The 25,471-nt window shown below is 58.4% G+C and carries 27 protein-coding genes and 1 tRNA gene; 14 read left to right on the top strand and 14 right to left on the bottom strand.

Going from position 1 to position 25,471, the window contains the following annotated elements:
- Window positions 1-5 precede the first annotated feature (5 nt).
- Window positions 6-911 carry a fimbrial protein gene (locus HMPREF1024_RS13675; protein WP_004151788.1) on the top strand — a complete coding sequence of 302 codons (906 nt, stop codon included), beginning with the start codon at window positions 6-8 and terminating at the stop codon, window positions 909-911.
- Entirely contained in the window at window positions 908-2,320 is a 1,413-nt protein-coding gene (locus tag HMPREF1024_RS13670) for an EAL domain-containing protein (protein ID WP_009308601.1), read from the top strand. Before HMPREF1024_RS13675 ends, HMPREF1024_RS13670 begins: the two co-directional genes overlap by 4 nt.
- Window positions 2,321-2,362: 42 nt before the next feature.
- Here HMPREF1024_RS13670 and HMPREF1024_RS13665 read toward each other — a convergent pair whose 3' ends face one another.
- Entirely contained in the window at window positions 2,363-2,635 is a 273-nt protein-coding gene (locus tag HMPREF1024_RS13665) for a GNAT family N-acetyltransferase (RefSeq protein ID WP_002916201.1), read from the bottom strand.
- An 11-nt stretch (window positions 2,636-2,646) separates the two neighbouring features.
- Window positions 2,647-2,877, bottom strand: a complete 231-nt coding sequence (gene yjdI, locus HMPREF1024_RS13660) for a 4Fe-4S mono-cluster protein YjdI (RefSeq protein WP_002916202.1) — start codon at window positions 2,875-2,877, stop codon at window positions 2,647-2,649.
- Window positions 2,878-3,082: 205 nt separating this feature from the next.
- Between yjdI and HMPREF1024_RS13655 the strand changes: the two genes are divergently transcribed.
- The 4 genes from HMPREF1024_RS13655 to HMPREF1024_RS13640 are packed head-to-tail and all read left to right on the top strand — an operon-like array spanning window position 3,083 to window position 7,782.
- Window positions 3,083-3,355 (top strand): YtcA family lipoprotein, encoded by a 273-nt coding sequence (locus HMPREF1024_RS13655; RefSeq protein WP_009308602.1) that lies wholly within the window; start codon window positions 3,083-3,085, stop codon window positions 3,353-3,355.
- Window positions 3,356-3,361: 6 nt separating this feature from the next.
- Window positions 3,362-4,387: a multidrug transporter subunit MdtN gene (mdtN, locus tag HMPREF1024_RS13650; RefSeq protein WP_004174502.1), complete on the top strand. Its 1,026-nt coding sequence runs from the start codon at window positions 3,362-3,364 to the stop codon at window positions 4,385-4,387.
- A gap of 12 nt (window positions 4,388-4,399) precedes the next feature.
- The gene (gene mdtO / locus HMPREF1024_RS13645) at window positions 4,400-6,337 is read left to right on the top strand and encodes a multidrug efflux transporter permease subunit MdtO (protein ID WP_009308603.1); all 1,938 of its coding nucleotides are present in this window, start codon (window positions 4,400-4,402) and stop codon (window positions 6,335-6,337) included.
- Window positions 6,334-7,782: an MdtP family multidrug efflux transporter outer membrane subunit gene (locus HMPREF1024_RS13640; RefSeq protein ID WP_009308604.1), complete on the top strand. Its 1,449-nt coding sequence runs from the start codon at window positions 6,334-6,336 to the stop codon at window positions 7,780-7,782. The genes mdtO and HMPREF1024_RS13640 overlap by 4 nt, the downstream gene beginning before the upstream one ends.
- Before the next feature lie 62 nt (window positions 7,783-7,844).
- On the opposite strand, the gene HMPREF1024_RS13635 is transcribed toward HMPREF1024_RS13640, so the two are convergent.
- The 5 genes from HMPREF1024_RS13635 to HMPREF1024_RS13615 all read right to left on the bottom strand — a co-directional run bounded on the left by HMPREF1024_RS13635 (window position 7,845) and on the right by HMPREF1024_RS13615 (window position 12,459).
- Window positions 7,845-8,144, bottom strand: coding sequence for a DUF1889 family protein (locus tag HMPREF1024_RS13635; protein ID WP_009308605.1), 300 nt, complete (start codon window positions 8,142-8,144; stop codon window positions 7,845-7,847).
- Between the two features lie 183 nt (window positions 8,145-8,327).
- Complete coding sequence (locus HMPREF1024_RS13630) at window positions 8,328-9,881, bottom strand: peptide MFS transporter (protein WP_002916277.1); 1,554 nt, start codon at window positions 9,879-9,881, stop codon at window positions 8,328-8,330.
- A gap of 472 nt (window positions 9,882-10,353) precedes the next feature.
- Window positions 10,354-10,776 carry a glutaredoxin-dependent arsenate reductase gene (arsC, locus tag HMPREF1024_RS13625; protein ID WP_009308606.1) on the bottom strand — a complete coding sequence of 141 codons (423 nt, stop codon included), beginning with the start codon at window positions 10,774-10,776 and terminating at the stop codon, window positions 10,354-10,356.
- A gap of 9 nt (window positions 10,777-10,785) precedes the next feature.
- Entirely contained in the window at window positions 10,786-12,078 is a 1,293-nt protein-coding gene (locus tag HMPREF1024_RS13620; RefSeq protein ID WP_009308607.1) for an arsenic transporter, read from the bottom strand.
- Between the two features lie 51 nt (window positions 12,079-12,129).
- Window positions 12,130-12,459: a metalloregulator ArsR/SmtB family transcription factor gene (locus HMPREF1024_RS13615; RefSeq protein ID WP_009308608.1), complete on the bottom strand. Its 330-nt coding sequence runs from the start codon at window positions 12,457-12,459 to the stop codon at window positions 12,130-12,132.
- A gap of 218 nt (window positions 12,460-12,677) precedes the next feature.
- Between HMPREF1024_RS13615 and HMPREF1024_RS13610 the strand changes: the two genes are divergently transcribed.
- On the top strand, window positions 12,678-12,971 hold the full coding sequence (locus tag HMPREF1024_RS13610; RefSeq protein ID WP_002916282.1) for a YciI family protein: 294 nt from the start codon (window positions 12,678-12,680) through the stop codon (window positions 12,969-12,971).
- Between the two features lie 30 nt (window positions 12,972-13,001).
- A complete protein-coding gene (locus HMPREF1024_RS13605) occupies window positions 13,002-13,574 on the top strand; it encodes a DUF1349 domain-containing protein (RefSeq protein WP_009308609.1) in 573 nt (190 codons plus the stop codon).
- 3 nt (window positions 13,575-13,577) lie between these two features.
- On the opposite strand, the gene HMPREF1024_RS32080 is transcribed toward HMPREF1024_RS13605, so the two are convergent.
- Together HMPREF1024_RS32080 and HMPREF1024_RS13600 are read right to left on the bottom strand one after the other, a co-directional pair.
- On the bottom strand, window positions 13,578-13,853 hold the full coding sequence (locus HMPREF1024_RS32080; RefSeq protein WP_004174494.1) for a hypothetical protein: 276 nt from the start codon (window positions 13,851-13,853) through the stop codon (window positions 13,578-13,580).
- A gap of 171 nt (window positions 13,854-14,024) precedes the next feature.
- The gene (locus HMPREF1024_RS13600; RefSeq protein WP_004174493.1) at window positions 14,025-14,924 is read right to left on the bottom strand and encodes a LysR family transcriptional regulator; all 900 of its coding nucleotides are present in this window, start codon (window positions 14,922-14,924) and stop codon (window positions 14,025-14,027) included.
- A gap of 138 nt (window positions 14,925-15,062) precedes the next feature.
- Between HMPREF1024_RS13600 and HMPREF1024_RS13595 the strand changes: the two genes are divergently transcribed.
- From HMPREF1024_RS13595 to HMPREF1024_RS13580, 4 genes are read left to right on the top strand one after another with little or no spacing between them, the layout of a single operon-like run.
- A complete protein-coding gene (locus HMPREF1024_RS13595) occupies window positions 15,063-15,371 on the top strand; it encodes a superoxide dismutase (protein ID WP_004151785.1) in 309 nt (102 codons plus the stop codon).
- 8 nt (window positions 15,372-15,379) lie between these two features.
- On the top strand, window positions 15,380-15,937 hold the full coding sequence (locus tag HMPREF1024_RS13590) for an NAD(P)H-dependent oxidoreductase (protein WP_009308610.1): 558 nt from the start codon (window positions 15,380-15,382) through the stop codon (window positions 15,935-15,937).
- Between the two features lie 20 nt (window positions 15,938-15,957).
- The gene (locus HMPREF1024_RS13585; protein WP_009308611.1) at window positions 15,958-16,977 is read left to right on the top strand and encodes an aldo/keto reductase; all 1,020 of its coding nucleotides are present in this window, start codon (window positions 15,958-15,960) and stop codon (window positions 16,975-16,977) included.
- A 33-nt stretch (window positions 16,978-17,010) separates the two neighbouring features.
- On the top strand, window positions 17,011-17,814 hold the full coding sequence (locus HMPREF1024_RS13580) for a carboxymuconolactone decarboxylase family protein (protein ID WP_009308612.1): 804 nt from the start codon (window positions 17,011-17,013) through the stop codon (window positions 17,812-17,814).
- 363 nt (window positions 17,815-18,177) lie between these two features.
- Here the strand turns inward: HMPREF1024_RS13580 and HMPREF1024_RS13575 are convergent, their stop codons facing one another.
- Window positions 18,178-19,107: a LysR family transcriptional regulator gene (locus tag HMPREF1024_RS13575; RefSeq protein ID WP_009308613.1), complete on the bottom strand. Its 930-nt coding sequence runs from the start codon at window positions 19,105-19,107 to the stop codon at window positions 18,178-18,180.
- 129 nt (window positions 19,108-19,236) lie between these two features.
- Between HMPREF1024_RS13575 and HMPREF1024_RS13570 the strand changes: the two genes are divergently transcribed.
- Window positions 19,237-20,625: an MFS transporter gene (locus tag HMPREF1024_RS13570; RefSeq protein WP_009308614.1), complete on the top strand. Its 1,389-nt coding sequence runs from the start codon at window positions 19,237-19,239 to the stop codon at window positions 20,623-20,625.
- A gap of 167 nt (window positions 20,626-20,792) precedes the next feature.
- Here HMPREF1024_RS13570 and HMPREF1024_RS13565 read toward each other — a convergent pair.
- Window positions 20,793-20,866, bottom strand: a tRNA-Gly gene (locus HMPREF1024_RS13565).
- Window positions 20,867-20,946: 80 nt separating this feature from the next.
- Window positions 20,947-21,660 carry an amidase activator ActS gene (gene actS, locus HMPREF1024_RS13560; protein ID WP_004157874.1) on the bottom strand — a complete coding sequence of 238 codons (714 nt, stop codon included), beginning with the start codon at window positions 21,658-21,660 and terminating at the stop codon, window positions 20,947-20,949.
- 316 nt (window positions 21,661-21,976) lie between these two features.
- Between actS and idi the strand changes: the two genes are divergently transcribed.
- A complete protein-coding gene (gene idi / locus HMPREF1024_RS13555; RefSeq protein ID WP_002916298.1) occupies window positions 21,977-22,531 on the top strand; it encodes an isopentenyl-diphosphate Delta-isomerase in 555 nt (184 codons plus the stop codon).
- Window positions 22,532-22,765: 234 nt separating this feature from the next.
- Here the strand turns inward: idi and lysS are convergent, their stop codons facing one another.
- Window positions 22,766-24,283 (bottom strand): lysine--tRNA ligase, encoded by a 1,518-nt coding sequence (gene lysS, locus HMPREF1024_RS13550; protein ID WP_002916299.1) that lies wholly within the window; start codon window positions 24,281-24,283, stop codon window positions 22,766-22,768.
- Window positions 24,284-24,292: 9 nt separating this feature from the next.
- Window positions 24,293-25,391 (bottom strand): peptide chain release factor 2 gene (gene prfB, locus HMPREF1024_RS13545; RefSeq protein ID WP_095858446.1). Its coding sequence is split into 2 segments (ribosomal slippage): window positions 24,293-25,315 and window positions 25,317-25,391, totalling 1,098 coding nucleotides; the frame shifts between segments, so codons are not numbered across the junction.
- Between the last annotated feature and the right edge of the window lie 80 nt (window positions 25,392-25,471).

Below are 25,471 nucleotides of genomic sequence, written 5' to 3' on the forward strand. Positions count from 1 at the left end.
TCATGATGAAAAAAATAATCCCCCTGTTCACCACCCTGCTGCTGCTGGGCTGGTCGATGAACGCCTGGTCCTTTGCCTGCAAAACGGCCACCGGGGCGACGATTCCCATCGGCGGCGGGTCAGCCAACGTCTACGTTAACCTGACCCCGGCGGTGAACGTCGGGCAAAACCTGGTGGTCGACCTCTCCACGCAGATTTTTTGCCATAACGACTATCCGGAAACGATCACCGACTACGTGACCCTGCAGCGCGGATCCGCCTATGGCGGTGTGCTGTCGAGTTTTTCAGGCACCGTGAAATATAACGGCACCTCTTACCCGTTCCCGACCACCACGGAAACCGCGCGGGTGATTTATGATTCACGGACCGATAAACCCTGGCCGGCCGTCCTGTATCTGACGCCGGTGAGCACTGCCGGTGGAGTGGCCATCACCGCAGGATCGTTAATCGCGGTGCTGATCCTGCATCAGACCAACAACTACAATAGCGACTCCTTCCAGTTCATCTGGAACATTTACGCCAACAACGACGTGGTGGTCCCCACCGGCGGCTGCGACGTCTCCGCCCGCGATGTCACCGTCACCCTCCCCGACTACCCGGGATCGATGGCCGTGCCGCTCACCGTCCACTGCGCGCAAAGCCAGCAGCTGGGGTATTACCTCTCCGGCACCACCGCGGACAGCGCCAACGCGATCTTCACCAATACCGCCTCCGCCTCGCCGGCGCAGGGGATAGGCGTTCAGCTGACGCGCAACGGCAGCGCCGTCCCGGCGAACAGCACGGTCTCGCTGGGCACCGTCGGCACCTCGCCGGTCAACCTCGGCCTGACGGCCACCTATGCCCGGACCACAGGCCAGGTTACCGCCGGCAACGTGCAGTCGATCATCGGCATCACCTTTGTCTATCAATGATGACCGATTATATCCTCTCGCCCTGCTCGCTGGCCGCCCGCGGGTTGAGCCAGCTGATGCTGAACGCCGCGAAGCGGCCCGTTGAGCTGCCGGTCGAGGGCGTGTCCCTGCGCGAGCTGGCCGCCGTGAAGCGGATCGTGGTGTATCTCCCTGACGATCCCCTGTGGATGCTCACCACGCTGCGCCAGGCGGCAAGGCTACTCGACGAGGCCTTGCCGCCGTTACCGATGTTGATTCTGAGCCGCAGCCCGGCCATCTGGCTGTGGCAAACGCTGCTCTATCAGGTGAGTCATCCGGATCGTCTGCGCAACGTCCATACTGCCCCCGCCGATCTGTCCTGCGCGGAGCTGGCCCATCGGCTGGAGAATGCGCCGCGGCTTGAGCGGCTTGCCAGCGAAGCCGCCCTGATCCACGGAAAACGGGTCGTCGGGTTGACCCACGCCGAGCTCAAGGTGATCCTCGCCCTGCTGCAAGGGCAGACGATAGGCGAGCAGGCCCAACGTCTCGGATTGAGCCAGAAAACGCTCTACACCCAACGGCTGGCTGGGGTGAAAAAGCTGGTGGAATGTCATCCGCATCTGGCCCCCCGCTTTCCGCGCACGCTGCTGCCGCGCTCACCCGCAAACGCACTGACGGCGTTTGAACAGGAATGGGTACAAGCGATTCACGATCGCCAGGTCTTCCCGGTTTTTCAACCTATCGTCGATAGTCGCTCACAGCTACAGGGGGTGGAGATCCTGATCCGCTGGCGCCACCGCGGCCAGGTACTTCACCCCCAGACCTTTCTGCCGCACTTCCGCGCCGACTACACCTGGCTGCTGCTTACGGCCTTTGTTCTGCAGGAGGCCGTGCAGAATATTAATGAGTATCCAGGCACCTTCTATTTTTCGGTCAACATACCCTCCTCACTCGCCGACAGTGACAGCCTGCTGCGGATGGTGGAAGCCGCTCGCCAGCAGCTTCGGCAGCCAGAGGGCGTGGCAAGGCTGGTGCTGGAATATGCTGAAACTATCGATTTTCGCCATCAGAGCCGCTCCGCCGCCCACGTGGCGCAGCTGCAACGTGCTGGCGTGCGCGTGATGCTGGACGACTGCTTTTCTCAGGGGAGCGTTATCTTTCCGGCGCGTCGACTGCACTTCAATGCGTATAAACTGGATATGAGCATCGTCAATGACGCCCAGCACGATCCAAAGGCGCTTGCGCTAATAAAAAGCCTGGCCTACTACTGCCAGTTGAGCGGCAGCCGCTGTGTGGCGGAAGGTGTGGATTCACTGGCGAAATTTACGCAGTTAAAATCGCTGGGGATTGATCGCTTCCAGGGCTATCTGTTTTCACCACCGATGCGGCGCGAACATCTCCCGGATCTGATCCGCCGCTTTTCCCACCAGCGCGATCCGGCGAAACGTTGAGGGTGCGAGAAAAGCGCACCGGTTAGCACCGGTGCCGGTACGTCATGCGCGAATATCGTCGTATTCGCGGGTGTTATCGAATTCATGTTTGGCAAACGGGCAGAGAGGGATAATCTTCCGTTGCTCCTGGCGCATTTTTTCCACTACCTTCGCCACCAGCTGTTTCCCCACGCCCTGGCCTTTCAGGCTGGGATCAACATCGGTATGTTCGATAATGCTGAGGTGTTCGCCGGTGGGAACAAAAACAATCTCCGCCACCTGGTTTCCCTGCGCGTCGTTAACATAAAATTTGTTATGCCCTTCCAGTATTTCCATCTTCTCCTCGCTTATTTATGACGATATTGCAGAGCGCCGCTCGGGCAGGTATCAATCACGTTTACCACCGTCGCGACATCCACTTCATCCGGGATAATCCACGGCTTACGCTTCAGGTTGAAGAGCTTCGCGCTGCCGCGCACGCAGTTCCCGGAATGCTGACAGATCGCCGTATTAAAGTAGACGTCGATTTTCTCCCCGGTGTAGGCCCGGTAGCCGGCTTCCAGTAATTCCTTATCCATGACATTGCCTCGGTCGTTTTTATCTTTCAGGCTAAGCATAGCCCTCGCCGTGGCGGCTGACTATGCGCAAGCGCGGGAATTGACGCCTCACATCATGCTCTCCCATCGCGCAAGGATCCCGCAGTCAACGATCGGTTGACTTTCATTCCCGCAACGAGGCGATTACACTCATGACACACTGGTATGATCACTCAGGGATGTTCCATTGAATCATATTGCCACCATCGCCCGCCCGGCGCGGTTACTGCTCGTCTTGCCGCTTTCCGGCTGCTCACTTTCGCCAGAGATCCCGGTATTGGGCGCTGCTTTTCCCGGCTGGTTTTTCTGCTTACTGGGCGGTGCGTTTTTACTGATCCCCTGCCATATCCTGATTACCCGTAAAGGCAGGCAGCCGCGCTTTTCTCCCCTGGTCTTCAGCTACGTCGCGCTGATGTTCCTGTTCGCCACGTTGCTGTGGTTTCTGTTTTTTGTTCACTGATCGCTTATGACAACTTCCCGCACTTCCCTGTTACGCAAAAAGTGGCCTCTGCTGGCGCTGGTCCTTGCCGCCATCCTGGCGCTGATCCTCGTTATCTGGCAGTTGCAAACCTCGCCGGAGACCAATGACGCCTATGTCTATGCCGATACCATCGATGTAGTGCCCGAGGTCAGCGGACGCATCGTGGAGATGCCCATTCGCGATAACCAGCGGGTGAAAAAAGGCGATCTGTTGTTCCGCATCGACCCCCGCCCCTATCAGGCAATGCTCGATGACGCGAAGGCCCGGCTGACGACCCTCGACGCGCAGATCATGCTGACCCAGCGCACCATCAAAGCGCAGGAGTATAACGCCCAGTCGGTGGCGGCCGCCGTCGAGCGCGCCAGAGCGCTGGTTAAGCAGACCACCTCCACGCGTATCCGCCTTGAGCCGCTGGTGCCGCAGGGGTTCGCTTCCCAGGAAGATCTCGATCAGGCGCGCACCGCTGAGAAAGCGGCGCGGGCGGAGCTGGAGGCCACGCTGCTGCAGGCCAAACAGGCCTCGGCGGCCGTGACCGGCGTGGATGCCATGGTGGCGCAACGCGCCGGGGTCCTGGCGCAAATCGCCCTCGCTGAACTGCATCTGGAATTTACCGAAGTGCGCGCGCCGTTCAACGGCGTGGTGGTGGCGCTGAAAACCACCGTCGGCCAGTACGCCTCGGCGCTGAAGCCGGTCTTCACCCTGCTGGATGACGACCGCTGGTATGTGATCGCGAACTTCCGCGAAACCGACCTGAACAACGTGCGCCCCGGCGTGGCGGCGCGGATCACCGTGATGACCAACCACAACCGGACCTTTAACGGGGTGGTGGATTCGGTCGGCTCCGGGGTCCTGCCCGAAGGTGGGAGCGTCATCGAAGGGCTGCCGCTGATCCAGAAAAGCATTAACTGGGTCCACGTCTCGCAGCGCTTCCCGGTGAAAATCGCCGTCAGCGATCCCGACCCGGAACTGTTCCGCATGGGCGCCTCGGCCAGCGCCGTGCTGCAGCCGTAGCCGGGCGACGCTATGTTTCCTCTCGCCCATTTTTTACGCCAGGAACTGCGCGACGCGCCGGGACGCGCCAGCTACACGCTGCGCCTGACGCTAAGCTGCGCGGTGCTCATCACCCTGTTTATGACCCTGCAGATCCCTTTCCTGGCCGTTGCGCTGATCGTCGTGTTCTACGTCAGCCAGCCTAACGTGTTGATGATTAAGCTGGTCAGCGTGGTCTTTTTTGTCACCGTCACCGTGGCGCTCGGCGGCGTGCTGCTGATCATCAAGTGGACCTATGACTACCCGCTGATCCGCCTGGCAGCCTCCGTGGCGCTCTTTTTCTGCGCCCTCTATCTGATGCGGGTGCTGGGCAAGCTGGGACTGGCCTTTTTCGTGGTGGCGCTGGCGGTGATTTACGCTCAGACCTTCCCGTCGATGACCAGCCAGAGCGAGATCCTGGTGCGGCTGCTGCTTTGGCTGTGGGTGGCGATTAACACCGCGATCCTCGTCACCCTGCTGGTCAACGCCTGCTTTCAGCAGGCCTTTCCCGGTAACCAGTTTAAGGCGCGTCTGGCCGGGATGCTGCACGAGGTCGCCCGGCGGCTGGCGGCCCCGGACGCTGAAGCGCCACCGACCTTCGGCGAGACCGCCGCGCAGTTCAATCAGCTGCAGTCGCTATTCGCCCAGGCCAGCCGGGCGACACCGGAGATCGCCGCCGATCCCCAGGCCTGGCGCTCGCGGCTGGCCGCCACTTTGCGCTGCTACCAGCTGGCGGCCCTGCTGCAAGCAGACGAGGCGGATAGTGACGATCGCCAGCAGCTGTCGCAGGCGGTACTTCAGCTGAAGAACGCCCTTAGCGAGGGGCCGTTTGACGGCGCTATTCCTCCCCTGACGCTCAGCGGTCGCGGCGTCAATCGCGCTGTTCTGCAGGAGATGGCTACCACTCTGCAGCGGCTGGCGCAGGGTGAGCCGGTTGCCCTGCCGCAGGGTGAGGTGGAGAAGGCGCCCCTGCTGGCGCCGGACGCCTGGCGCAACCCGGCATATCTCCATTTTGCGCTCAAGACCCTGCTGGCGACCCTAATCTGCTATGTCTTCTATACCGCTGCCGACTGGCAGGGTCTACATACCATTATGCTGAGCTGCGTGATCGTCGCCCAGCCCGGGCTGGGCGCCACGATGCAAAAGACATGGCTGCGCATCGGCGGGGCGCTGCTCGCCTCCCTGCTGGCGCTGCTGTTAATCGTCTTTGTCCAGCCCTGGACCGATTCGCTGACGGGCCTGCTGGCGATGTCCCTGCCGGTGCTGGCGCTGGCGGCGTGGATTGCCGCCGGCTCGGAGCGTATCGCCTACGCCGGGATCCAGATTGGTTTCACCTTTGCGCTGGCCTTTCTCAGCTGGTTTGCTCCGCTGACGAACCTCACCGAGCTCCGGGATCGGGTGCTGGGCATCCTGCTCGGGGTGCTGGTCTCCTCCATTGTTCATTTGTATCTCTGGCCGGACAGCGAAGCGCCGCAGCTGAAAACCCGCCTTGCGGCACTCTATCGCCGGCTGGCGGACTGCCTCGCCGCCCCGAAGGAGGCGGTTCCGCTGGCTCCCCTGCTTGTCGCCTTCACCGACAGCGAAGCGCTGATCCACCGGGTTCGCGCCGAACCGCTGGGCACGTATGCTCACCCCTGGCCCCAGGCGAAAGACTGGCCGATGCGCGCCACCCTCGCCCAGGCCGAGGAGATCGCCCGCCTCAGCGAAGGCTACCGACTCAACGCCGCGCCGGGAGACCCGACCCTGGCCCGCTGCGCCGAACAGCTGCGGCGCTACGCTGAACGTATCGAACAGGAGGCGACGGCGCCTGGCGAACAGCTGACCGCCGAACTGACTAACCCCTTTGGCCCGGCGCTGGCCGCCGCGCTGACCGCCCTGCCCGACTGGGGGCCGACACCGATAGCGACTGAGCAACAGGCTAAAACGTCATGATGATCCTTCCTTTCTCCGCGCGCCTGCGCGGCACTCTTTTTACCCTGACGCTGACGCTGCTCAGCGGCTGCGCGCTGATCCAGGATGAGCCTGCCCAGGTCGCCATCGTCAATCCGCAGCAGGCCCAGCTGGCGCAGGTGATCCACCTGGCGAACAGCGACTGGCCGGCCGCCCGCTGGTGGGAGGCCTATGATGATCCTCAGCTCAATATGCTGATCAACCGGGCGCTGCAGAACTCGCCGACCATGCAGGCCGCCCGGCTGCGCATCTCCCAGTCGCAGTCCACGGTGGAACTCGCCCGGTCGGCGATGGGCCTGCAGGCCACCGCCGTCGCGGCGCAAAACCGCCTGCGGATCACCGACAAATCCTTTAGCTGGCCCTACTCATACTCCCTGCCGGTGGATAAAAACGGCCCCTGGTATACGCTGAATACCGTTGGCGTCGGGGCGCAGCTGAATATCGATCTCTGGGGGGCCGATCGCGCACGGGTCGCCGCCGCTATTGGCGAGAAAAACGCCCGGCTGGCGGAGACCGCCGGCATTGAGCTCGACATCGCCAGCAGCGTGGCGCAGCTCTATTTCGCCATGCAGGCGACGTTCCAGAAAATCGCGCTGCTGCAGGAGCTGGAGGGCATTGCCCGATTCTCGGTGGAAGCCCACGAGCACCGGACCCGGCGCGGCCTGGAAGACAGTGTGGATGTGGCCAACGCCCAGGCCGAACAGCTCGCCGCTCGCCAGCAGATCATTAGCGCCGAGGGGATGCTGACCCAGTATCGTGAAACCCTGCGGGCGCTGATCGGCGCCGATGCGCAGAGCATGCCGGCCATCCATCCGGTGGCGCTGCCGGCGCTCCAGGAGACGCTGCCGCCGTCGCTCTCTTTCGAGCTGCTGGCCCGCCGTCCGGACCTGCAGGCGCTGCGCGGCTACGTCACCGCCTCCCTGAGCCAGGTCGATGCGGCGAAAGCGGCCTTCTATCCCCATTTTGATATCAAAGCGTTCTGGGGCTATAACGCTCTGAGCGTCGGGGATCTGTTTAAGTCCTCTTTCCAGCAGATCAACCTGCTGCCCGGGCTGTATCTGCCGATCTTCGACGGCGGTCGTCTGAACGCTAATCTGCAGTCGGTACGCACCGCCAGCAACATCCTGATCAAACAGTACAACCAGGCGGTGCTGGATGCGGTTCGCGATGTCGCTATCAGCTCCAGCCAGCTTAACGACCTGAATCAGCAGCGCGCGCTGCAGCAGCTAAAAGTCACCGCGGCGCAGACCACCACCGATAGCGCTCGCGCTCATTATCAGCGCGGCCTCCTCAGCCGCTACGCCGCCGAAGAAGCCCGCCGGGCGGTCCTCGCCCAGCAGCTGTTGCTGCTGGACATTGAGACCCAGCGGCTAAGCACCGACATTACCCTGATCAAAGCCCTGGGCGGCGGCTATCGAGGGCAGTAACAAGAATGCCTTCCCAATAGGGGAAGGCATTAAGCTGAAGGGGCGGGGTAGATGCGCGGCGATTACACCAGGGCGCGCAGCTCTTCCCGCATATAGGTGGAAAAGAATTCCGGATGCTTAATCACCAGCCGTTCGCCGGCGGCGACCCGTTCAGCCCACTCCGCCACTTTGTCGGTAAACCCAGCGCTCCAGCCCTGCTGTTGGCCGCGCGCAGCGACGTCGGCCGGGGTGACTGGTACGCCCAGTTCTTTTAAATATTTGAGAATTCCCTTCGCGGTACTTTCATCCATAGACTGTGGTACTGGCTCAGACGTATTCATACCACCGATGAAATCCAATGCTTTATCAATGACTGCTGGCATAGGTGTGTCCTTATATTAACCACATAGTAAACCTGACTACACTATGGACCGGAAAGCGACGTGATTTCAAAGAACACGCTCACGTTATGGGACATCGCGCATTGTGAAAAGGGGATTTTGTTCTGCTGGGGCGGGGATTGGACAAAAACAAGCCGGCCCCGTAGGGCCGGCCTGAGGATCGCGTCAGGCGTTGCTGAGGGATTTTTGCGCGGCGCTGGACCGGCTGTTCTCCAGCATCCGGCGGACCGGGACAATCAGCACGGCCAGCACGGCGGCGCAGATCAGCAATGCGATGGAGCAGCGGGCGAAGAGGTCCGGCAGCAGCGACAGTTGATCGGCCTTCACATGACCGCCGATCAGGCCCGCCGCCAGGTTACCCAGCGCGCTGGCGCAGAACCACAGCCCCATCATCTGGCCGCGCATTCTCTCCGGCGCCAGCAGAGTCATGGTCGCCAGCCCAATCGGGCTGAGGCACAGTTCACCGAGCGTCAGCATCAGGATGCTGCCCACCAGCCACAGCGGCGACACACCGGCCCCGCCGTTGCTCAGAACGTTCTGCGCCGCCAGCATCATCAGGCCAAAGCCCGCCGCTGCGCACAGGATGCCAATCACGAATTTGGTCATACTGCCCGGACGAACGTTTTTACGCGCCAGCGCAGGCCACGCCCAGCTGAATACCGGCGCGAGGAGAATGATAAACAAGGCGTTAATCGACTGGAACCAGACCGCGGGGATCTCAAAATCGCCGATCATCCGGTTGGTGTAGTCGTTAGCAAACAGGTTGAAGGAGGTCGGTTTCTGTTCAAACGCGGACCAGAAAAAGGCCGCCGAGACCAGCAAAATAAAGCATACCAGCAGGCGCGCCCGCTCTTTACGGTTGAGTCCGGCGAAGACGAACAGCCAGATGAAATAGAGCGCCACGGAGGCGGCAATTACATAGACCAGCACGCTGGCCACCGCCACCGGGTTAATCACGATCGTGCCCAGGCTGATAAGCGTGACCAGCACCGCCACTCCCAGAGCCAGCGCCAGCAGCCACGCTCCAACGCCATTCTTTTTCGCCACCGGGCTGTTCCAGGTGGAATCGAGGCCAACCTCCGCGTCATAGCGCTTCATCGACGGTACGGCAAAGACACGGAAAATGATCAGCGCCACCAGCATCCCGATCCCCCCGATGCCGAAGCCCCAGTGCCAGCCATGCGATTTGATAAGCCAGCCAGAGATCAATGGCGCGATAAACGAGCCGATGTTGATCCCCATATAGAACAGCGAAAAACCACCGTCGCGGCGCGCGTCGCCCTTTTTATACAGGGTGCCGACCATCACCGAGATACAGGTTTTAAACAACCCGGAACCCAGGACGATAAACATCAGACCGATAAAGAACAGATCGTTGCCCAGCCATGCTGACAGAGCGATCGACAGGTGCCCCAGGGCGATCAGGATAGAGCCGTACCAGACGGCGCGTTGTTGGCCAAGCCAGTTATCCGCCAGCCAGCCGCCCGGCAGCGCGGCCAGATACATACTGCCGGCAAAAATCCCAACGATCGCCGAGGCGTTCTCTCGCGCCAGGCCCATGCCGCCGTCGTACACTGTCGCCGCCATAAACAGGATCAGTAAAGGACGGATGCCGTAAAACGAGAAGCGCTCCCACATTTCAGTGAAGAACAGGGAGCCCAGCGGATAAGGATGGCCGAAAAAGGTACGGCTTTCGTTTTTATTAACAGAGGAATGCATAAATTCTCCAGGTAAGGTGCGCCGCAGCGCAAGTTAACCGTATAAAGCAGGCTGACGATTTATAATTTGTTTGTATTAACATCAAACACGAGCATTTTTAACCATTTGATAACCACGCAATGGTTTTGTCCAGCCCCTTACCTTCCCTTTTTAGATGAAAAGTCGACAAACATCTAGTTTTACAGATTTAATGTTCGCAATAATGCAAACGACGTTGACTTTATATCATTACGCACAAAACGAAATTTTACCCATTAAAAACAAACAGTTAATAATTTATCGAGAGACATAAACCACCGGCGCAGAGGCGGTGTATAACGGCAGGAAAAGTAAGGGAAACAGACTGGATAGTGGAGAAATAGCGCTAAGCGAGAATATTGTCAGCAATCCAGGCGCTACATACCTGGAGAGCCTACCATACAGCAGGATTAACACGGCATGCCGGCTGCTACAGCCGGCGCCATTCTGCGCGCTATTTCACACGCTGCCCTGCGGCATCAATGACTGGCTCACCGTCCTCCTTCACGAATGCGCCTTGTTGCGGCGCCGTCAGGATCTCCAGCACCACCTCTGACGGGCGGCAGAGTCGGGTGCCCTGCGGCGTCGTTACGATCGGACGGTTAATCAGGATCGGATGCTGAAGCATAAAGTCGATTATCTGGTCGTCAGTAAACCGGTCTTCCGCCAGGCCCAGCGCGTCGTAGGGTTCGACGTTTTTCCGCAGCAGCGCGCGCACCGGGATCCTCATCGCGGCGAGCAGCTGGCGCAGCTCATCACCCGACGGCGGCGTCTCCAGATAATAGATAATGGTGGGCTCGGCGCCGCTGTTACGGATCAGCGCCAGCGTATTACGCGAGGTGCCGCAGTCAGGGTTATGGTAAATGGTGATGCTCATAGTACGTTCTCATGGCTGGTTGAAGGAGAGACGCAGCGCCAGCGCGGCCAGCGTCACAAGCAGCACCGGCAGGGTCATGGTGATGCCGCAGCGGAAATAATACCCCCAACCGATGGTGATGTGCTTCTGCGCCAACACATGCAGCCACAGCAGCGTGGCCAGGCTACCAATTGGCGTGATCTTGGGCCCCAGATCGCAGCCGATGACGTTGGCATAAATCATGGCCTCTTTGATCGTCCCTGTTGCCGCGCTGCCATCAATCGACAGGGCGCCGACCAGTACGCTGGGCATATTATTCATAATCGAAGAGAGGAAGGCCGACAGAACACCAGTGCCCAGCGTCGCGGCCCAGAGGCCGCGCTCCGCCAGCATGTTCAGCACCGTGGTCAGATAGTCCGTTAACCCGGCGTTTCGCAGACCATACACCACCAGATACATTCCCAGCGAGAAGATCACTATCTGCCACGGGGCGCCGCGCAGCACCTTACCGGTGTTAATTACCCGCCCGTGCTTCGCGACAGCAAACAGGATCCCGGCACCGAGCGCCGCGATGGCGCTGACCGGGATCCCCAGCGGTTCAAGGATGAAAAAGCCAGCCAGCAACAGCAGCAGCACGCCCCAGCCGGTGCGGAACGTCGCTGGATCTTTTATTGCCGTGGCCGGCGCTTTCAGTAACGCCATATCCCAGGCCGGCGGGATATCCTTGCGAAAGAACAGGTGCAGCATCGCCAGGGTGGTGAGGATCGCCGCGAGATCGACCGGCACCATCACCGAAGCGTACTCCCTGAAGCCGATGGCAAAGAAATCTGCCGAAACGATATTCACCAGATTCGACACCACCAGCGGCAGGCTGGCGGTATCGGCAATAAATCCGGCGGCCATGACAAAGGCCAGCATCGTTCCCTTGCTGAACCCCAGCGCTCGCAGCATGGCAATCACGATTGGCGTGAGGATCAGCGCCGCCCCATCGTTGGCAAACAGCGCCGCCACAGCCGCGCCGAGCAGGATAATCCAGGTAAACAGCAGACGACCCCGGCCTCTTCCCCAGCGGGAAACGTGCAGCGCGGCCCATTCGAAAAAGCCAGACTCATCAAGCAGCAGGCTGATAATGATAACGGCGATAAAGGTGGCGGTCGCATTCCAGACGATATGCCATACCACCGGGATATCGGCTACCTGTACGCCACCGGTGGCCAGCGCCAGCGCCGCGCCAAATGCCGCGCTCCAGCCGATCCCTAACCCCCGCGGCTGCCAGATCACCAGCACCAGGGTCAGGATAAAAATCGTACCTGCCAGCAACATCGTTCCTCCGCCAATCACATTCGAAAAATCATATATGTTAAGATAAATTTTTTACCGGCAACCCGCCCCGCCAGCCAGTCTGCTGATCATCAGCCGCACATCCTCCTGCTGACTGAGCCAGGCCTGCTCAATCACCTGCGCCGCCCAGGCCGGCATCTGCGGAGAGAGGCGGTAATGGACCCACTTACCCTGTTTACGATCCAGCAGCAATCCGCTCTCACGGAGCATCGCCAGATGGCGGGAGATCTTGGGCTGGGACTGGGCGAGCGCCGTACAGAGATCGCACACGCACAGCTCTCCACGCGCCTTGAGCAGCAATACGATCCCCAGCCGAGTTTCATCGGCGAGGTTTTTGAACAGTTGCAGGGGCAATAAAGACATGATTTCTCCTCAAGCGTGACGGACAGCATACGGGGCCACAAAGAAAGATCAATATACATGCGAAAAAACATATATATTAATTCACGTCTGCGATGAGCATCCGGGATGTTGCGCCCCGCCATCCCTGCTAAATAGCACGGAAAAATGCCGCGTTTTCTTTTATCCATCATCGAAATATGTCAGGCTGGAGATCCCATTGGATTGCCAGGGCTTTCAGGATGAGTACGATTTATGTGGTTGTTTTAACGTATATAAAACCGCTCGAAGAGGTTGACCGTGCGATCCCCGCCCACATCGAATGGCTCAAAAAAGGCTATGCCGACGGCCTCTTTCTCGCCTCCGGCCGCCGTATTCCCCGCACCGGCGGCGTCATTCTGGCAAAATGCGATAGCCGGGAAACTCTGCAAGCGCGTCTGAGCCAGGATCCCTTCCAGCAGCTGGGTCTCGCCCGTACAGAGATTATTCCCTTTGAGGCCAGCATGGCGTCACCCGCGCTGCAGTCGCTGTTATAACCCTGTCTGAAAGCATATCCCGGAGGAAAAATGCAGCCGTACTTTCACTGGATCAATGAACCTGCCGAGTGGCGCCGCGATGCCGACGGCCTGACGGTGGTCACTAATAAGCATACCGACTTCTGGCGCCATACCTGGTATGGCTTCGAGCGCTTCTCTGGCCATCTCTATGCCGCAGAAGTGGCGGGCGATTTTACCCTGCAGGCAAAAATCTGTGCGGATTTCACCACGCTTTACGACCAGGCCGGGCTGATGATGATGGCCGACGAGCAGACCTGGCTGAAGGCGGGAATTGAATTCAATGACGATGCCCCGGCCATCGGCAGCGTACTGACGCTAACCCACTCCGACTGGGCCACCGGGCTTTTCCCCGGCGACCCGCGCACCTTCTGGCTGCGGCTGACCCGCAAGGGCGACGCGTTAAGGCTGCAGTATTCAACCGACGGCGAGCACTGGCCGCTGCTGCGGCTCGGCTACTTTCCGCCAGGCCCGGTGAAAGCGGGCGTCATGTGCTGCTCACCGGAGCGTGGCGGACTGGCGGTTGCGTTTCAGGATATTCAGCTTTCCCCGCCGCTGGACAAAGCGCTGCACGATCTGAGCTGAACGCTAGCGGGAAGACCCGACTTTCTCTGCATCCTGGGGCCCAGGATTGCAGGGTTCGCTGGTGCCAGGGAGATAAAAATGACCGTGCTTATCGGGATCGGTGCCGCCAGGGCACCCTGCCCGACCCGAGGAATTATCGATATCGCCGCCGTTCGAACCGTTGCCGCCGTCGGCGCCAGCGCTCACCGACTGCCCGTTATGGCCACCGTGAACACCATGCGCAGCACTGGCCGAAAACGCCACCAGCGCGAATATACAGACTATGAAGCGTCTGCCCATTGATACCTCTCCCTTATTGATATTCCCAGCCTATGACGTTGGTGATGGGTTAAGCCGTTGAGCGGCAAAAATCATCGCGATAAAAACCGCTTTATCCGCAAGGAGTATAGGGTTAAGGCTGAGGGAAAGACAGGATCTATGCCTTCAGATATTTCGCACGCAAAATAGCCTTTATTCCGCGGCATGCATTATCAGGAAATCAATCAGGGCTTTCACCCTTTTCGTTCTGCCTGCGTTTTTTGGGTAATAGAGATAAACCGGCGGATAGGTTTTCCAGTAGTCCTCCATCACGGGAATAAACTGCTCACGATCGGGCTGTAATTGCAGGATTGGTTCAAATAAACGGCCAATCCCCAGTCCGTGGCGAATACCGTCGGCCATGACGTCAATATCATTGCTGATTAACTGTCCGGGCATCTCGACGGTGAGCTGCTCGCCGTGGTCATTGAGGATCAGCGGCAGGATGCGGTTGTTGGTAATAAAGCGATAGCCAATCAGCCGGTGATGATGGAGATCGGCAGGCATCGCGGGCACGCCATATTCGGCAAGATAGGCAGAGGAGGCGTATAGCCCTTCACGAAACGGCTTCATTAACGGGCGGGCGACCACGCCGCCTTCGAGAATATCGCCAAAGCGGATCCCAAGGTCGAAACGTTCTTCAATAATATTGACGGTACCGTCATAGACCGATATTTCCAGCTGGATCCCCGGATATTGCTGACAAAATGCCGCCATCGCCGGTTTGAGAATAAGCAGGTAGGCAAAGCGCGAGAGGGTTATTCTCACTGCCCCGGAGGGCTCCTGATTCTGGTCGCGGATGATTTCCAGCGACTTTTCCAGTGTCTCCACCGCCGCGGCGGTCTGCTCCAGCAGCTGTTGCCCGGTTTCCGTCAGCTCGATACGCCGGGTAGTGCGCACAAAAAGGGGGTGGCCAATATGCTCCTCCAGCAGCCTGAGCGCATTGCTGACCGACGGCGGCGTGATTTCGAGCTTGCGCGCGGCGGCCGAGATATTGCCCTCGCGCGCAATGCTCTGAAAGATGCGTATCTGATTATAAAGCGCGTTATTCATAGCATCTCCTTAAGACACCCTCGCCTGATTATTAAGTACAGGCTAAATATTCTTAAGTCAATGACCGCCTAATCTTCCCCCCCTGCGGCTCGTATACTTTTGTCTCTTCCCGCTGATAACGACTTTCCGGAGACAACTATGCGAATTTTATGTCTGGATATCCCTGCCCCCGGCGCGACGCTGGAACACTATGCGCCGCACCTTACCGCAGAAGCCCTGCACGCCTGGGGACTGTACAAGTCAGGCTTTATTCGCGACATCTATTTCCGTCAGGATCGACCCGGCGTCGCTATTTTCCTCGAGTGCGACACCGTGGAAGAGGCGAATAATGTCATGGCCGAATTTCCGCTGGCAAAAGCGGGTCTATTAACCTTCGAGTGTATTCCACTCGGCTCGTTTATTAGCTGGGAAAATCTCTTCTCTGCTGAATTTAAACATCAGGAGTAACGTTGGGAATGGCTCATATTCTTGTCGTTTCCGGGCATCCGGATCTTAACCATTCCATCGCCAACGCCACCATCCTCGATGAGCTGGCGACCGCCCTGCCTGATGCGGAAATCCGTCGTCTGGACTGGCTCTATCCGGACGGCAAATTCAACATCGCCGCTGAGCAGGAAAGCCTGCTGCAGGCGGATGTGATTGTCTGGCAGTTTCCCTTTAGCTGGTATGGGCTGCCCGGGTTAATGAAACAGTGGCTGGACGAGGTATTTGTCCACGGCTTCGCCCATGGCTCAACGGCGAAACTGGGTGGTAAAAAGCTGATCCTCTCCTTCACCACGGGAGCGCCACAGGCGCTCTATACCGCTGACGGTTTCTTTGGCCATGCCATTGAGGAGTATCTCCTTCCCTTCGAGACCACGGCCAGGCTGTGCAATCTTGAGCTGCTGGCGCCGGTTTATACCTGCAGTATTAGCTACGCCGACCGGGATGCCGACAAAATCGCTCAGCAAAAAACGCTTGCCCGGGAACACGCGGCCAGACTGATCGCGCGGCTTAATACTCTGGTGGAATAACCCAAAGGGAGAAAATAACGATGCAGTATACCCGGCTCGGGAAGAGTGACTTACTGGTCTCCCGTATCTGCATGGGATGTATGGGGTTTGGCGATCCGTCAACGGGTCAGCATCGCTGGACGCTGGACGAAACAGCCAGCCGGGACATCATCCGCCACGCTCTGGAACAGGGCATCAATTTTTACGATACCGCCATCGCCTATCAGAACGGCTCCAGCGAACGGTACGTTGGCCGGGCGCTGCGGGAGATGGCAAAACGCGAGGAGGTGGTGCTGGCCACCAAGTTTCTGCCACGAACCGCCGCGCAGATTGCCGAGGGGATCAGCGGAAAACAGGCGATAGCCCGCTCGCTTGACCAGAGTCTGCGAAACCTCGGGATGGACTACATCGACCTCTACATCTACCACATCTGGGATTACAACACCCCGGTTATCGACGTGCTGGAGGCGCTGCACACCGCAGTGACCGCCGGCAAGGTGCGCGCGATTGGCATTTCCAATTGCTATGCCTGGCAGTTGGCGAAGGTGAACGCCCTTGCCGAACGCGAAGGGCTGACATCCTTTGTTTCTGTGCAGAGCCACTACAACCTGATTATGCGTGAAGATGAACGAGAGCTGTTCGGGCTGTGCGCGGAAGAGGGTATCGCCATGACTCCCTATAGCGCGCTGGCCAGCGGCCGTCTCTCCCGCTTAGAAGGCCACACGCGGCGAGCGGTGGAAGATGATTATGCCCGGGGCAAATACGACGGCACGGCAGAACAGGACCGGATCATTATTGCCCGCGTCGCCGAACTTGCCGAACGGCATCAGGTCTCCATGACCGAAATTTCGCTGGCCTGGCTGCTGACAAAAGTGACGTCGCCTGTCGTAGGGGCCACAAAAAAAGATCACGTCGATGGCGCGGTAAACGCAGTCAATCTTCACCTGAGCCCGGAGGAAATCCAGTTTCTTGAAGAAACCTACCAGCCGCACGTTCTGACGGGGATCATGGCGCAAAACACGCCGCAAACGAAGGACGTTAAGCAGGTCTGGACGCGGTAACGCTCCGCCCTGCTGATCGGGAAAGGAGCAAATATGAAAAACGTGATTGCCGCGGCAGCCTTGTCGCTTGTGCTGTCTGATTTTGCCTATGCCAACGAACAAAGAGATGAAGCTATGATGAAAATTACCCCTTCCACCCTTGCTGACGCTGATATTCAAGCGGTCTCCCCGGCGCTGGCGCGCTTCGGCCGCGAGGCCATCAGCAACGACCTCTGGCAACGTGACGCCCTGTCCGCCCGCGACCGTAGCATCGTGACCGTAGCGATGCTGATTGCCCGCAACCAGCCAGGCGAGCTGAAGCACTATATTGCCGTTGCGCTCGATAGCGGCGTGACGCCAGCGGAAGTGTCAGAGATCATTACTCACCTCGCCTTCTACGCTGGCTGGCCCAATGCGATGTCAGCCGTCAGCGTCGCTAAAACCATCTTTGAAGCCAGGGGCGTGACGGCAGAGGCCCTGCCCGCCGCCTCGCCAACGCTGCTGCCACTCAATGAACAGGTAGAGAAACAGCGTGCAGACACCGTGGAAAAAAATGTCGGCCCCATTTCGCCTGGCCTGGTTAAATTTACCGCCGACCCGCTGTTTCTCGACCTCTGGCAACGGCCCGCGCTTACGCCCCGCGACAGAAGTCTGGTGACGGTCAGCGCGTTAATCGCCGCCGGACAGAGCGCGCAGATTGGCTACCACCTAAACAGAGCTATGGATAATGGGCTTTCGGCTGAAGAGGCCGGAGAAGTGGTCGCCCAGGCGGCGTTCTACGCGGGATGGCCAAATGCGTTTACCGCCGCCCCGGTGGTCGGTGAGGTATTGCGAGCGCGCGAGAGCAAAGCTGAATAAAAAAGAATAAAGGACAGGGAAGCTGTCCTTTATTTATCGTTAATTGTTAATTTAAAGGTACCACGAGGGCTTTCGATTAGGTCTCGCGGAAAGAACATAAACGGTCTATCGAAGTATGGAGACTTCGATCGTGAGTCTGTTCACATCGCTCATTGAGAAAATTGCCGTTCCGTATGCCGTCATGAGTCTCATCCTTTGAAAGCAGCGATCGCTGTGGCGAGACGGTAGCGCGGACATGTCTATTTGGTCCAGAGATGGACATCTCAATTTAGCTACTACACCGCTACTTCGATTGATGTATTTTATATTAAATATCAATGAATTGAATTATACATTTAATATAAATTGATGTTATAGCAATCGCTATACAGGCTCCTTAGTCATGGCTGACCGGGCCACACCGCATATCGCAAGAATTTGCTCTCTCAGCCAGCGGTGACCGGGGTCGCGTTCCATTCTTGGGTGCCACATCTGCGATACCGTAATACGACGGCTTTTGAACGGCAGCTCGAAAAGGTGTACCTGGTCCGTTACCTGCTGATTGAGTAAATAGAGTGCGGGTATCATGGCGATAAGATCCGATTCCAGCGCCACGGAAAGTGCTGTCGGAAATCCCGGTACGACGCTCGCAATTTTACGTTTTGTCCCCAGTTCGGCCAGCGCATCGTCAACGGATCCGTGCAACGCGCCCTCGGGTGACGCTACCACATGGCCCCAGGCGACATAATCACCCACGCATATTTCAGCCTGCTTAGCCAGCGGGTGCCCTTTACGGACGACGCCAACAAACCGATCCTCAAACAGTCGTTGCAGCCGTATTTCTGGCCCCATATTACTCTGAACGCCAATCTCCAGATCAACCAGCCCTTCCCGAAGATAGCGCGACGTTTTTTCCGGCTTAGGCGCGAAGCGTATACAGACGTCCGGCGCGGCGTCGGCAACCGCTGCTATAAGCGCAGGCCCAAACGCCACCACAAAACCATCGTTTGCCCTGATGGTAAAAAGACGCGCCAGATTTTGCGCGCTGAACGTTTCAGTTGAGGGCTGTAATACCGCCCTGGCATCGTGCACTGCACGCCTGGCGCGATCCCGGGTCGCTTCGGCCCACGGGGTCAGTACCATGTTACGCCCGGCGCGTACCAGGATCGGGTCTCCTGTGACATCGCGTAACCTGCTTAATGTCCGGCTCATGGCCGAAGTGCTGAGGTTCAGACGACGAGCCGCACCTGCGACACTCGCTTCACTCAGCAATACGTCGAGAGCTACCAGCAAATTAAAATCGGGATCAGACATTACCCTTCCTCCCAGCACATTAAGATAAGGCGTTTGACGCAACAATAAAGTGAAAATAGTGCGCCTTCCGCCTGGTAAAAGCCATCTTTATAGTTTTGTCATCCATACACTCTTCTCAGAGGACAAATGATGACGCTCTTTTCCAGTCAACCCGGCGACGAAGGACTGCCTGGCCCGGCGCGCGCACGGGTGATGGCCGCAATAATGACCACCACCTTAATGGGCGTGTTTGATGGCACCATGATCAACATTGCCCTGCCCTCCATGGCTCAGGAGATGCAGGTACCTGCCAGTATTGCCGTCTGGTTCGCCAACGGGTATCTGCTGGCGGCTGCGATGACGCTGGCGATATTCGCGGCGCTTGCGGCCCGTCTGGGTTATCGCCCCGTATTTCTGGCGGGCCTGACGACCTTTACCCTGACATCACTGGGTTGTGCGCTGGCGAATAAGCCCGAAGTGCTTATCGGTATGCGCGTGCTTCAGGGGATCGGCGGCGCGGCGACGCTGAGTATTGCCCCCGCAATACTCAGGTCCGTATTTCCCGGACGCTTACTTGGCCGCATTCTGGGGTTCCATGCCCTGCTCATTGCCTCGAGCTCCGCTATCGGCCCGGTATTGGCCGGTACGATCCTTCACACCCTTAGCTGGCAATGGCTGTTTGCGATAAACGTTCTTCCCGGCACCCTCGCCTTACTGCTGGCGGTCAGAGCGCTGCCGCGGGATGCGATCCGTATGCAGGCGCCCTTCGACACCGTGGGCGCCATATTGTCGGCGCTGCTGTTGGGTTCGACGATCATGGCGGCGAACAGCCTACAGAACGCTACTTCTCAATTCGGCAGCCTTTGCTGGATGGCTCTCGCTGCGCTGAGCGGCATGGCTTTTATCTGGCAAATCCGCCGCACGGGTTCTCCCTTACTGCCGCCGAGCATGTTTAAAAATGAACGTTTTACCCTCGCGGCCTTCACGTCGATGGTTGCTTTCGTCAGCCAGGGGATCACCTTTATTGCGCTACCCTTCCTGTTTCAGAGCGAATACGGCTACAGTCCGGTAGTGTCTGCCCTGCTGTTTACGCCGTGGCCATTAGGGATCGTGCTGATTGCGCCGCATGCAGGCCGTTGGGCGGACACGATATCAGCCCCGGCGATATCCACCCTGGGGCTGGTGATATTTGTCGTCGGTTTGATCCTGCTGGCGACGTTACCCGCCAGCCCTTCAATGTGGGATATCTGCCTGCGAAGTCTGGTATGCGGAATAGGGTTTGGCTGCTTTCAGAGTCCCAATAACCGGGAAATGCTCTCAAACGTTATTCGTGAGCACGCGAGTTATGCGTCCGGTGTTTTATCCATTATGCGCACTTTCGGGCAGTGCCTGGGAGCCGCCGCCGTAGCCGTTCTGCTGGCAGCAGATGAAAGGTCAATTCATGTTGCGCTGTGGAGCGCCGCCGCGGCCTCTGCGGTATCGGTCGTCGTCAGCGCGAGCCGGTTGCGTAAAATCACTCATCCTGCGGAAACAGGATAAGCGCGAAAATATCACTAAACGCTACGACTCCAGCGCCAGCAGCGCAAAACGCCGATCCCGCAACCAAAGTGGAGTCCTCCGTCGGAGTTCAATAGACTAACAGAATGCTATAACCGCTGATTTATTAAGGGAAAATTGAGTTTGGTAGACTTCAGGAGACTTGAATTTGGAGCGGGCGAAGGGAATCGAACCCTCGTATAGAGCTTGGGAAGCTCTCGTTCTACCATTGAACTACGCCCGCGAAGAGGTGCGAGAAGCATTATAGCCCTTACGCACCCTGTGACAAGCCTGCCGGATGCTGACTGGCGATAAAATAACCTTTTAGCACTTAGGTTTACTTCCCTGCGGCGGCAGGTAACGCAGCGGATCGATGGCTGTCGCCCGGTAGCGGATCTGGAAATGCAGCCGCACTGAGTCGGCATCCGTACTGCCCATGGTGGCAATTTGCTGGCCGGCCTTCACGCTCTGGCCATTATTCACCATTAGCTTATCGTTGTGGGCATAGGCGGTGATGTAATCCTCGCTGTGCTTAATCATGATCAGGTTGCCATAGCCGCGCAGCTGATTGCCGACGTAGACCACCTTGCCCGCCCCGGCGGCATACACCGGCTGGCCGCGGGTTCCGGCGATATCAATGCCTTTATTGCCGCCATCGGCGGTGGAATAAGGCAGGACCACTTTGCCGCTGGTCGGCCAGCGCCAGCAGCGCTGTCCCACCGGCGGCCAGGAGGACTGAGGTACCGCGGACGAAGGCGTGACCGCCGCGGTGCGCGTAGAGGAAGATTTTTTCTTCGTTGTCTTCGTTGAACTGCTGCCGTTAAGCTTCAGCTTCTGCCCCACCTCAATGGTGTAAGGCGGGGAGATGTTATTCAGGCGGGCCAGATCGCGAACGCTGGTGCCGGTGGTGCGGGAGATGCCGTACAGGGTATCGCCGCGTTTAACGGTGTAGGTGCCACCGGAATCGGAGGTGCTGGAGCAGCCGGCCAGCACCAGGCTTGCCGCCAGCATCAGTGTCATATAAAAGCGTTTCATCATCAGGCATCCTGCACTTAACACAACCACTTACCTCGCAATCAGGGCGAATATCATACCAGTCCGCGGCGCAGGGCGTCATCCCTGATGGCGAAACCATTATCCCCCGTCCCTAGCGCGCGGTCTGCGGCAGGCAGAAATTCATATTTGCGCCACGCGGCGCGGCGGCCTCTCCTCACTATTGCGCGTTGCCGTTCACAGAGCTGCCTCCAGGGCTTGTTTTGGTAATGCCTTTCTCCCATTTATGGGCTACCCTAGTGGCCTGAGTACATGACCCGGCGGGTTTGTGCCGGGTCATTTTTTATTTTCAGGAGTCGTCATGGCCGGGGAACACGTCATTTTGCTGGATGAGCAGGATCAGCCTGCCGGTATGCTGGAGAAGTATGCCGCCCATACGTTTGATACCCCTTTACATCTCGCGTTTTCCTGCTGGCTGTTTAACCAGCAGGGTCAGTTACTGGTCACTCGCCGTTCGTTGGGCAAAAAAGCCTGGCCCGGGGTATGGACCAACTCGGTCTGCGGACACCCCCAGCAGGGCGAGACCTTCGAGCAGGCCGTCACGCGCCGCTGTCGCTTCGAACTCGGTGTGGAGATCTCTGATATCGCGCCGGTTCACCCGGCCTTCCGCTACCGGGCGGTCGCCCCAAACGGTATCGTTGAGAACGAAGTGTGCCCGGTATATGCCGCGCGCGTGGTAAGCGAAGTGCAGCCTAACGACGATGAAGTCATGGACTATCAGTGGGTTGACCTGGCAACCATGTTAAGCGCGCTGGCCGCCACGCCGTGGGCGTTCAGCCCGTGGATGGTGCTGGAAGCGGAAAATCGGGACGCCCGCCAGGCGCTGACCGACTTTGTTGCGCGTCTGCGCGGGTAAGCTGACTATTCTCCAGGCCAGGCGCAGCCCTGTGCCTGTCATTAATGCCTGGCGGCGCTACGCTTGCACAGGCCTACGGTTCTGCGCCATTGCGTAGCCCGGATAAGGCGTTTACGCCGCCATCCGGGATCCCCGGCTTGCGCTGCGCTGAGCCAGGCTACGCCAACCTTAGGACCTCACATCAGACATAAAAAAACCCGGCAAGCCGGGTTTTTTGCTCTTCGCGAAGGGCGATTATTTCTGCGGACGCATCGCCGGGAACAGAATAACGTCGCGGATGGTGTGGCTGTTGGTGAACAGCATGACCATACGGTCGATACCGATACCCAGACCAGCGGTCGGCGGCAGGCCGTGTTCCAGCGCGGTGACATAGTCTTCGTCATAGAACATTGCTTCGTCGTCGCCTGCGGCTTTCGCATCAACCTGATCCTGGAAGCGCTGCGCCTGGTCTTCGGCGTCGTTCAGCTCGCTAAAGCCGTTACCGATCTCACGGCCGCCAATGAAGAATTCAAAGCGGTCTGTGATTTCCGGGTTGACGTCGTTACGGCGCGCCAGCGGAGAAACTTCCGCCGGGTATTCGGTGATGAAGGTCGGCTGGATCAGGTGCGCTTCCGCCACTTCTTCGAAGATCTCGGTCACGATACGGCCCAGACCCCAGCTCTTCTCCACTTTGATGCCGATAGATTCAGCGATCGCTTTCGCGGAATCAAAGTTATCCAGATCCGCCATCTCGGTTTCCGGACGGTATTTCTTGATCGCTTCGCGCATGGTCAGTTTTTCAAACGGCTTGCCGAAGTCGAACACCTGGTCGCCGTAAGGCACTTCGGTATTGCCGAGGATGTCCTGCGCCAGGGTGCGGAACAGAGATTCGGTCAGCTCGATCAGATCTTTATAATCCGCATAAGCCATGTAGAGTTCCATCATGGTGAACTCTGGGTTATGACGAACGGAGATCCCTTCGTTACGGAAGTTACGGTTGATCTCGAAGACGCGTTCGAAGCCGCCAACCACCAGACGCTTGAGGTACAGTTCCGGCGCGATACGCAGGTACATGTCCAGATCCAGCGCGTTATGATGGGTGATGAACGGACGCGCGGAAGCGCCGCCCGGGATCACCTGCATCATCGGGGTTTCTACTTCCATAAAGCCGCGGCCAACCATGAACTGACGGATGCCTGCCAGGATCTGCGAACGCACTTTGAAGGTCTTACGAGATTCATCGTTGGAGATCAGGTCAAGGTAACGCTGGCGGTAACGCGCTTCCTGATCCTGCAGGCCGTGGAATTTGTCCGGCAGCGGGCGCAGAGCTTTAGTCAACAGACGCAGCTCGGTGCAGTGGATAGAGAGCTCACCGGTTTTGGTCTTGAACAACTTACCGCGGGCGGCGATGATGTCGCCGAGGTCCCACTTTTTGAACTGGTCGTTATAAACGCCTTCCGCCAGGTCATCACGCGCCACGTATAGCTGGATGCGGCCGCCTACGTCCTGCAGGGTCACGAAGGACGCTTTACCCATGATACGACGGGTCATCATGCGGCCAGCAACGGCCACTTCAACGTTCAGCGCTTCCAGCTCTTCGTTTTCTTTGCCATCGAAGTCAGCGTGCAGTTGGTCAGAGGTATGGTCACGACGGAAATCGTTCGGGAAAGCGACGCCCTGCTCACGCAGCGCAGCCAGCTTCTCGCGACGGGTTTTCAGTTCATTATTAAGGTCAATTGCCGCGTCAGCGCCCTGTGCTTGTTGTTCAGACATGTTGGTTCCTCATAACCCTGCTTTCAAACTTGCTTCGATAAATTGGTCCAGGCTGCCGTCGAGCACCGCCTGAGTGTTGCGGGTTTCCACCCCGGTACGCAGATCTTTAATACGCGAGTCATCCAGCACGTAAGAGCGGATCTGGCTGCCCCAGCCGATATCGGACTTGTTGTCTTCCATCGCCTGCTTCTCGGCATTTTTCTTCTGCATCTCCAGTTCATAAAGCTTTGCTTTCATCTGCTTCATGGCCTGGTCTTTGTTCTTGTGCTGCGAACGGTCGTTCTGGCACTGCGTCACCAATCCGGTCGGGATATGGGTAATACGCACCGCGGATTCCGTACGGTTAACGTGCTGACCACCGGCGCCGGAGGCGCGGTATACGTCAATGCGCAGGTCGGCCGGGTTAATTTCGATATCGATATCGTCTTCCACTTCCGGGTAAACGAACGCGGAGCTGAAGGAGGTATGACGGCGGCCGCCGGAATCGAACGGGCTCTTACGCACCAGACGATGAACGCCGGTTTCCGTACGCAGCCAGCCGTAGGCGTAATCGCCAATGATCTTAATGGTCACGGATTTAATCCCCGCGACTTCACCTTCGGATTCTTCGATGATTTCGGTCTTAAAGCCGCGCGCTTCCGCCCAGCGCAGGTACATGCGCATCAGCATGCTGGCCCAGTCCTGGGCTTCGGTGCCGCCGGAACCGGCCTGAATGTCAAGGTAGCAATCGGCGCTGTCGTATTCGCCGGAGAACATGCGGCGGAACTCAAGCTGCGCCAGCTTCTCTTCCAGGGTATCCAGCTCGGCGACGGCTTCGTTAAAGGTCTCTTCGTCGTCCGCTTCCACGGCCAGATCCAGCAGGCCGGCAACGTCTTCCAGCCCCTGGGACATCTGATCCAGGGTATCTACGATGGCTTCCAGGGAAGAACGCTCTTTACCCAGCGCCTGGGCGCGTTCGGGTTCGTTCCACACGTCCGGCTGTTCCAGCTCGGCGTTTACTTCTTCGAGACGCTCTTTCTTGGCATCGTAGTCAAAGATACCCCCTAAGAACGTCGGAGCGCTCCGTGAGGTCCTGAATGCGGTTTTTTACCGGATTTATTTCAAACATGGTCGGTTTCTTTTAATGGATTTGTCAAAATGCGGTGATAAGAGCGGAATTCTACCGGATTCGCGCCCTTATTCCTACAC

The sequence above is a fragment of the Klebsiella sp. 4_1_44FAA genome (assembly GCF_000238715.1).
In the GTDB taxonomy this organism is placed as follows: Bacteria; Pseudomonadota; Gammaproteobacteria; order Enterobacterales; family Enterobacteriaceae; genus Klebsiella; species Klebsiella pneumoniae.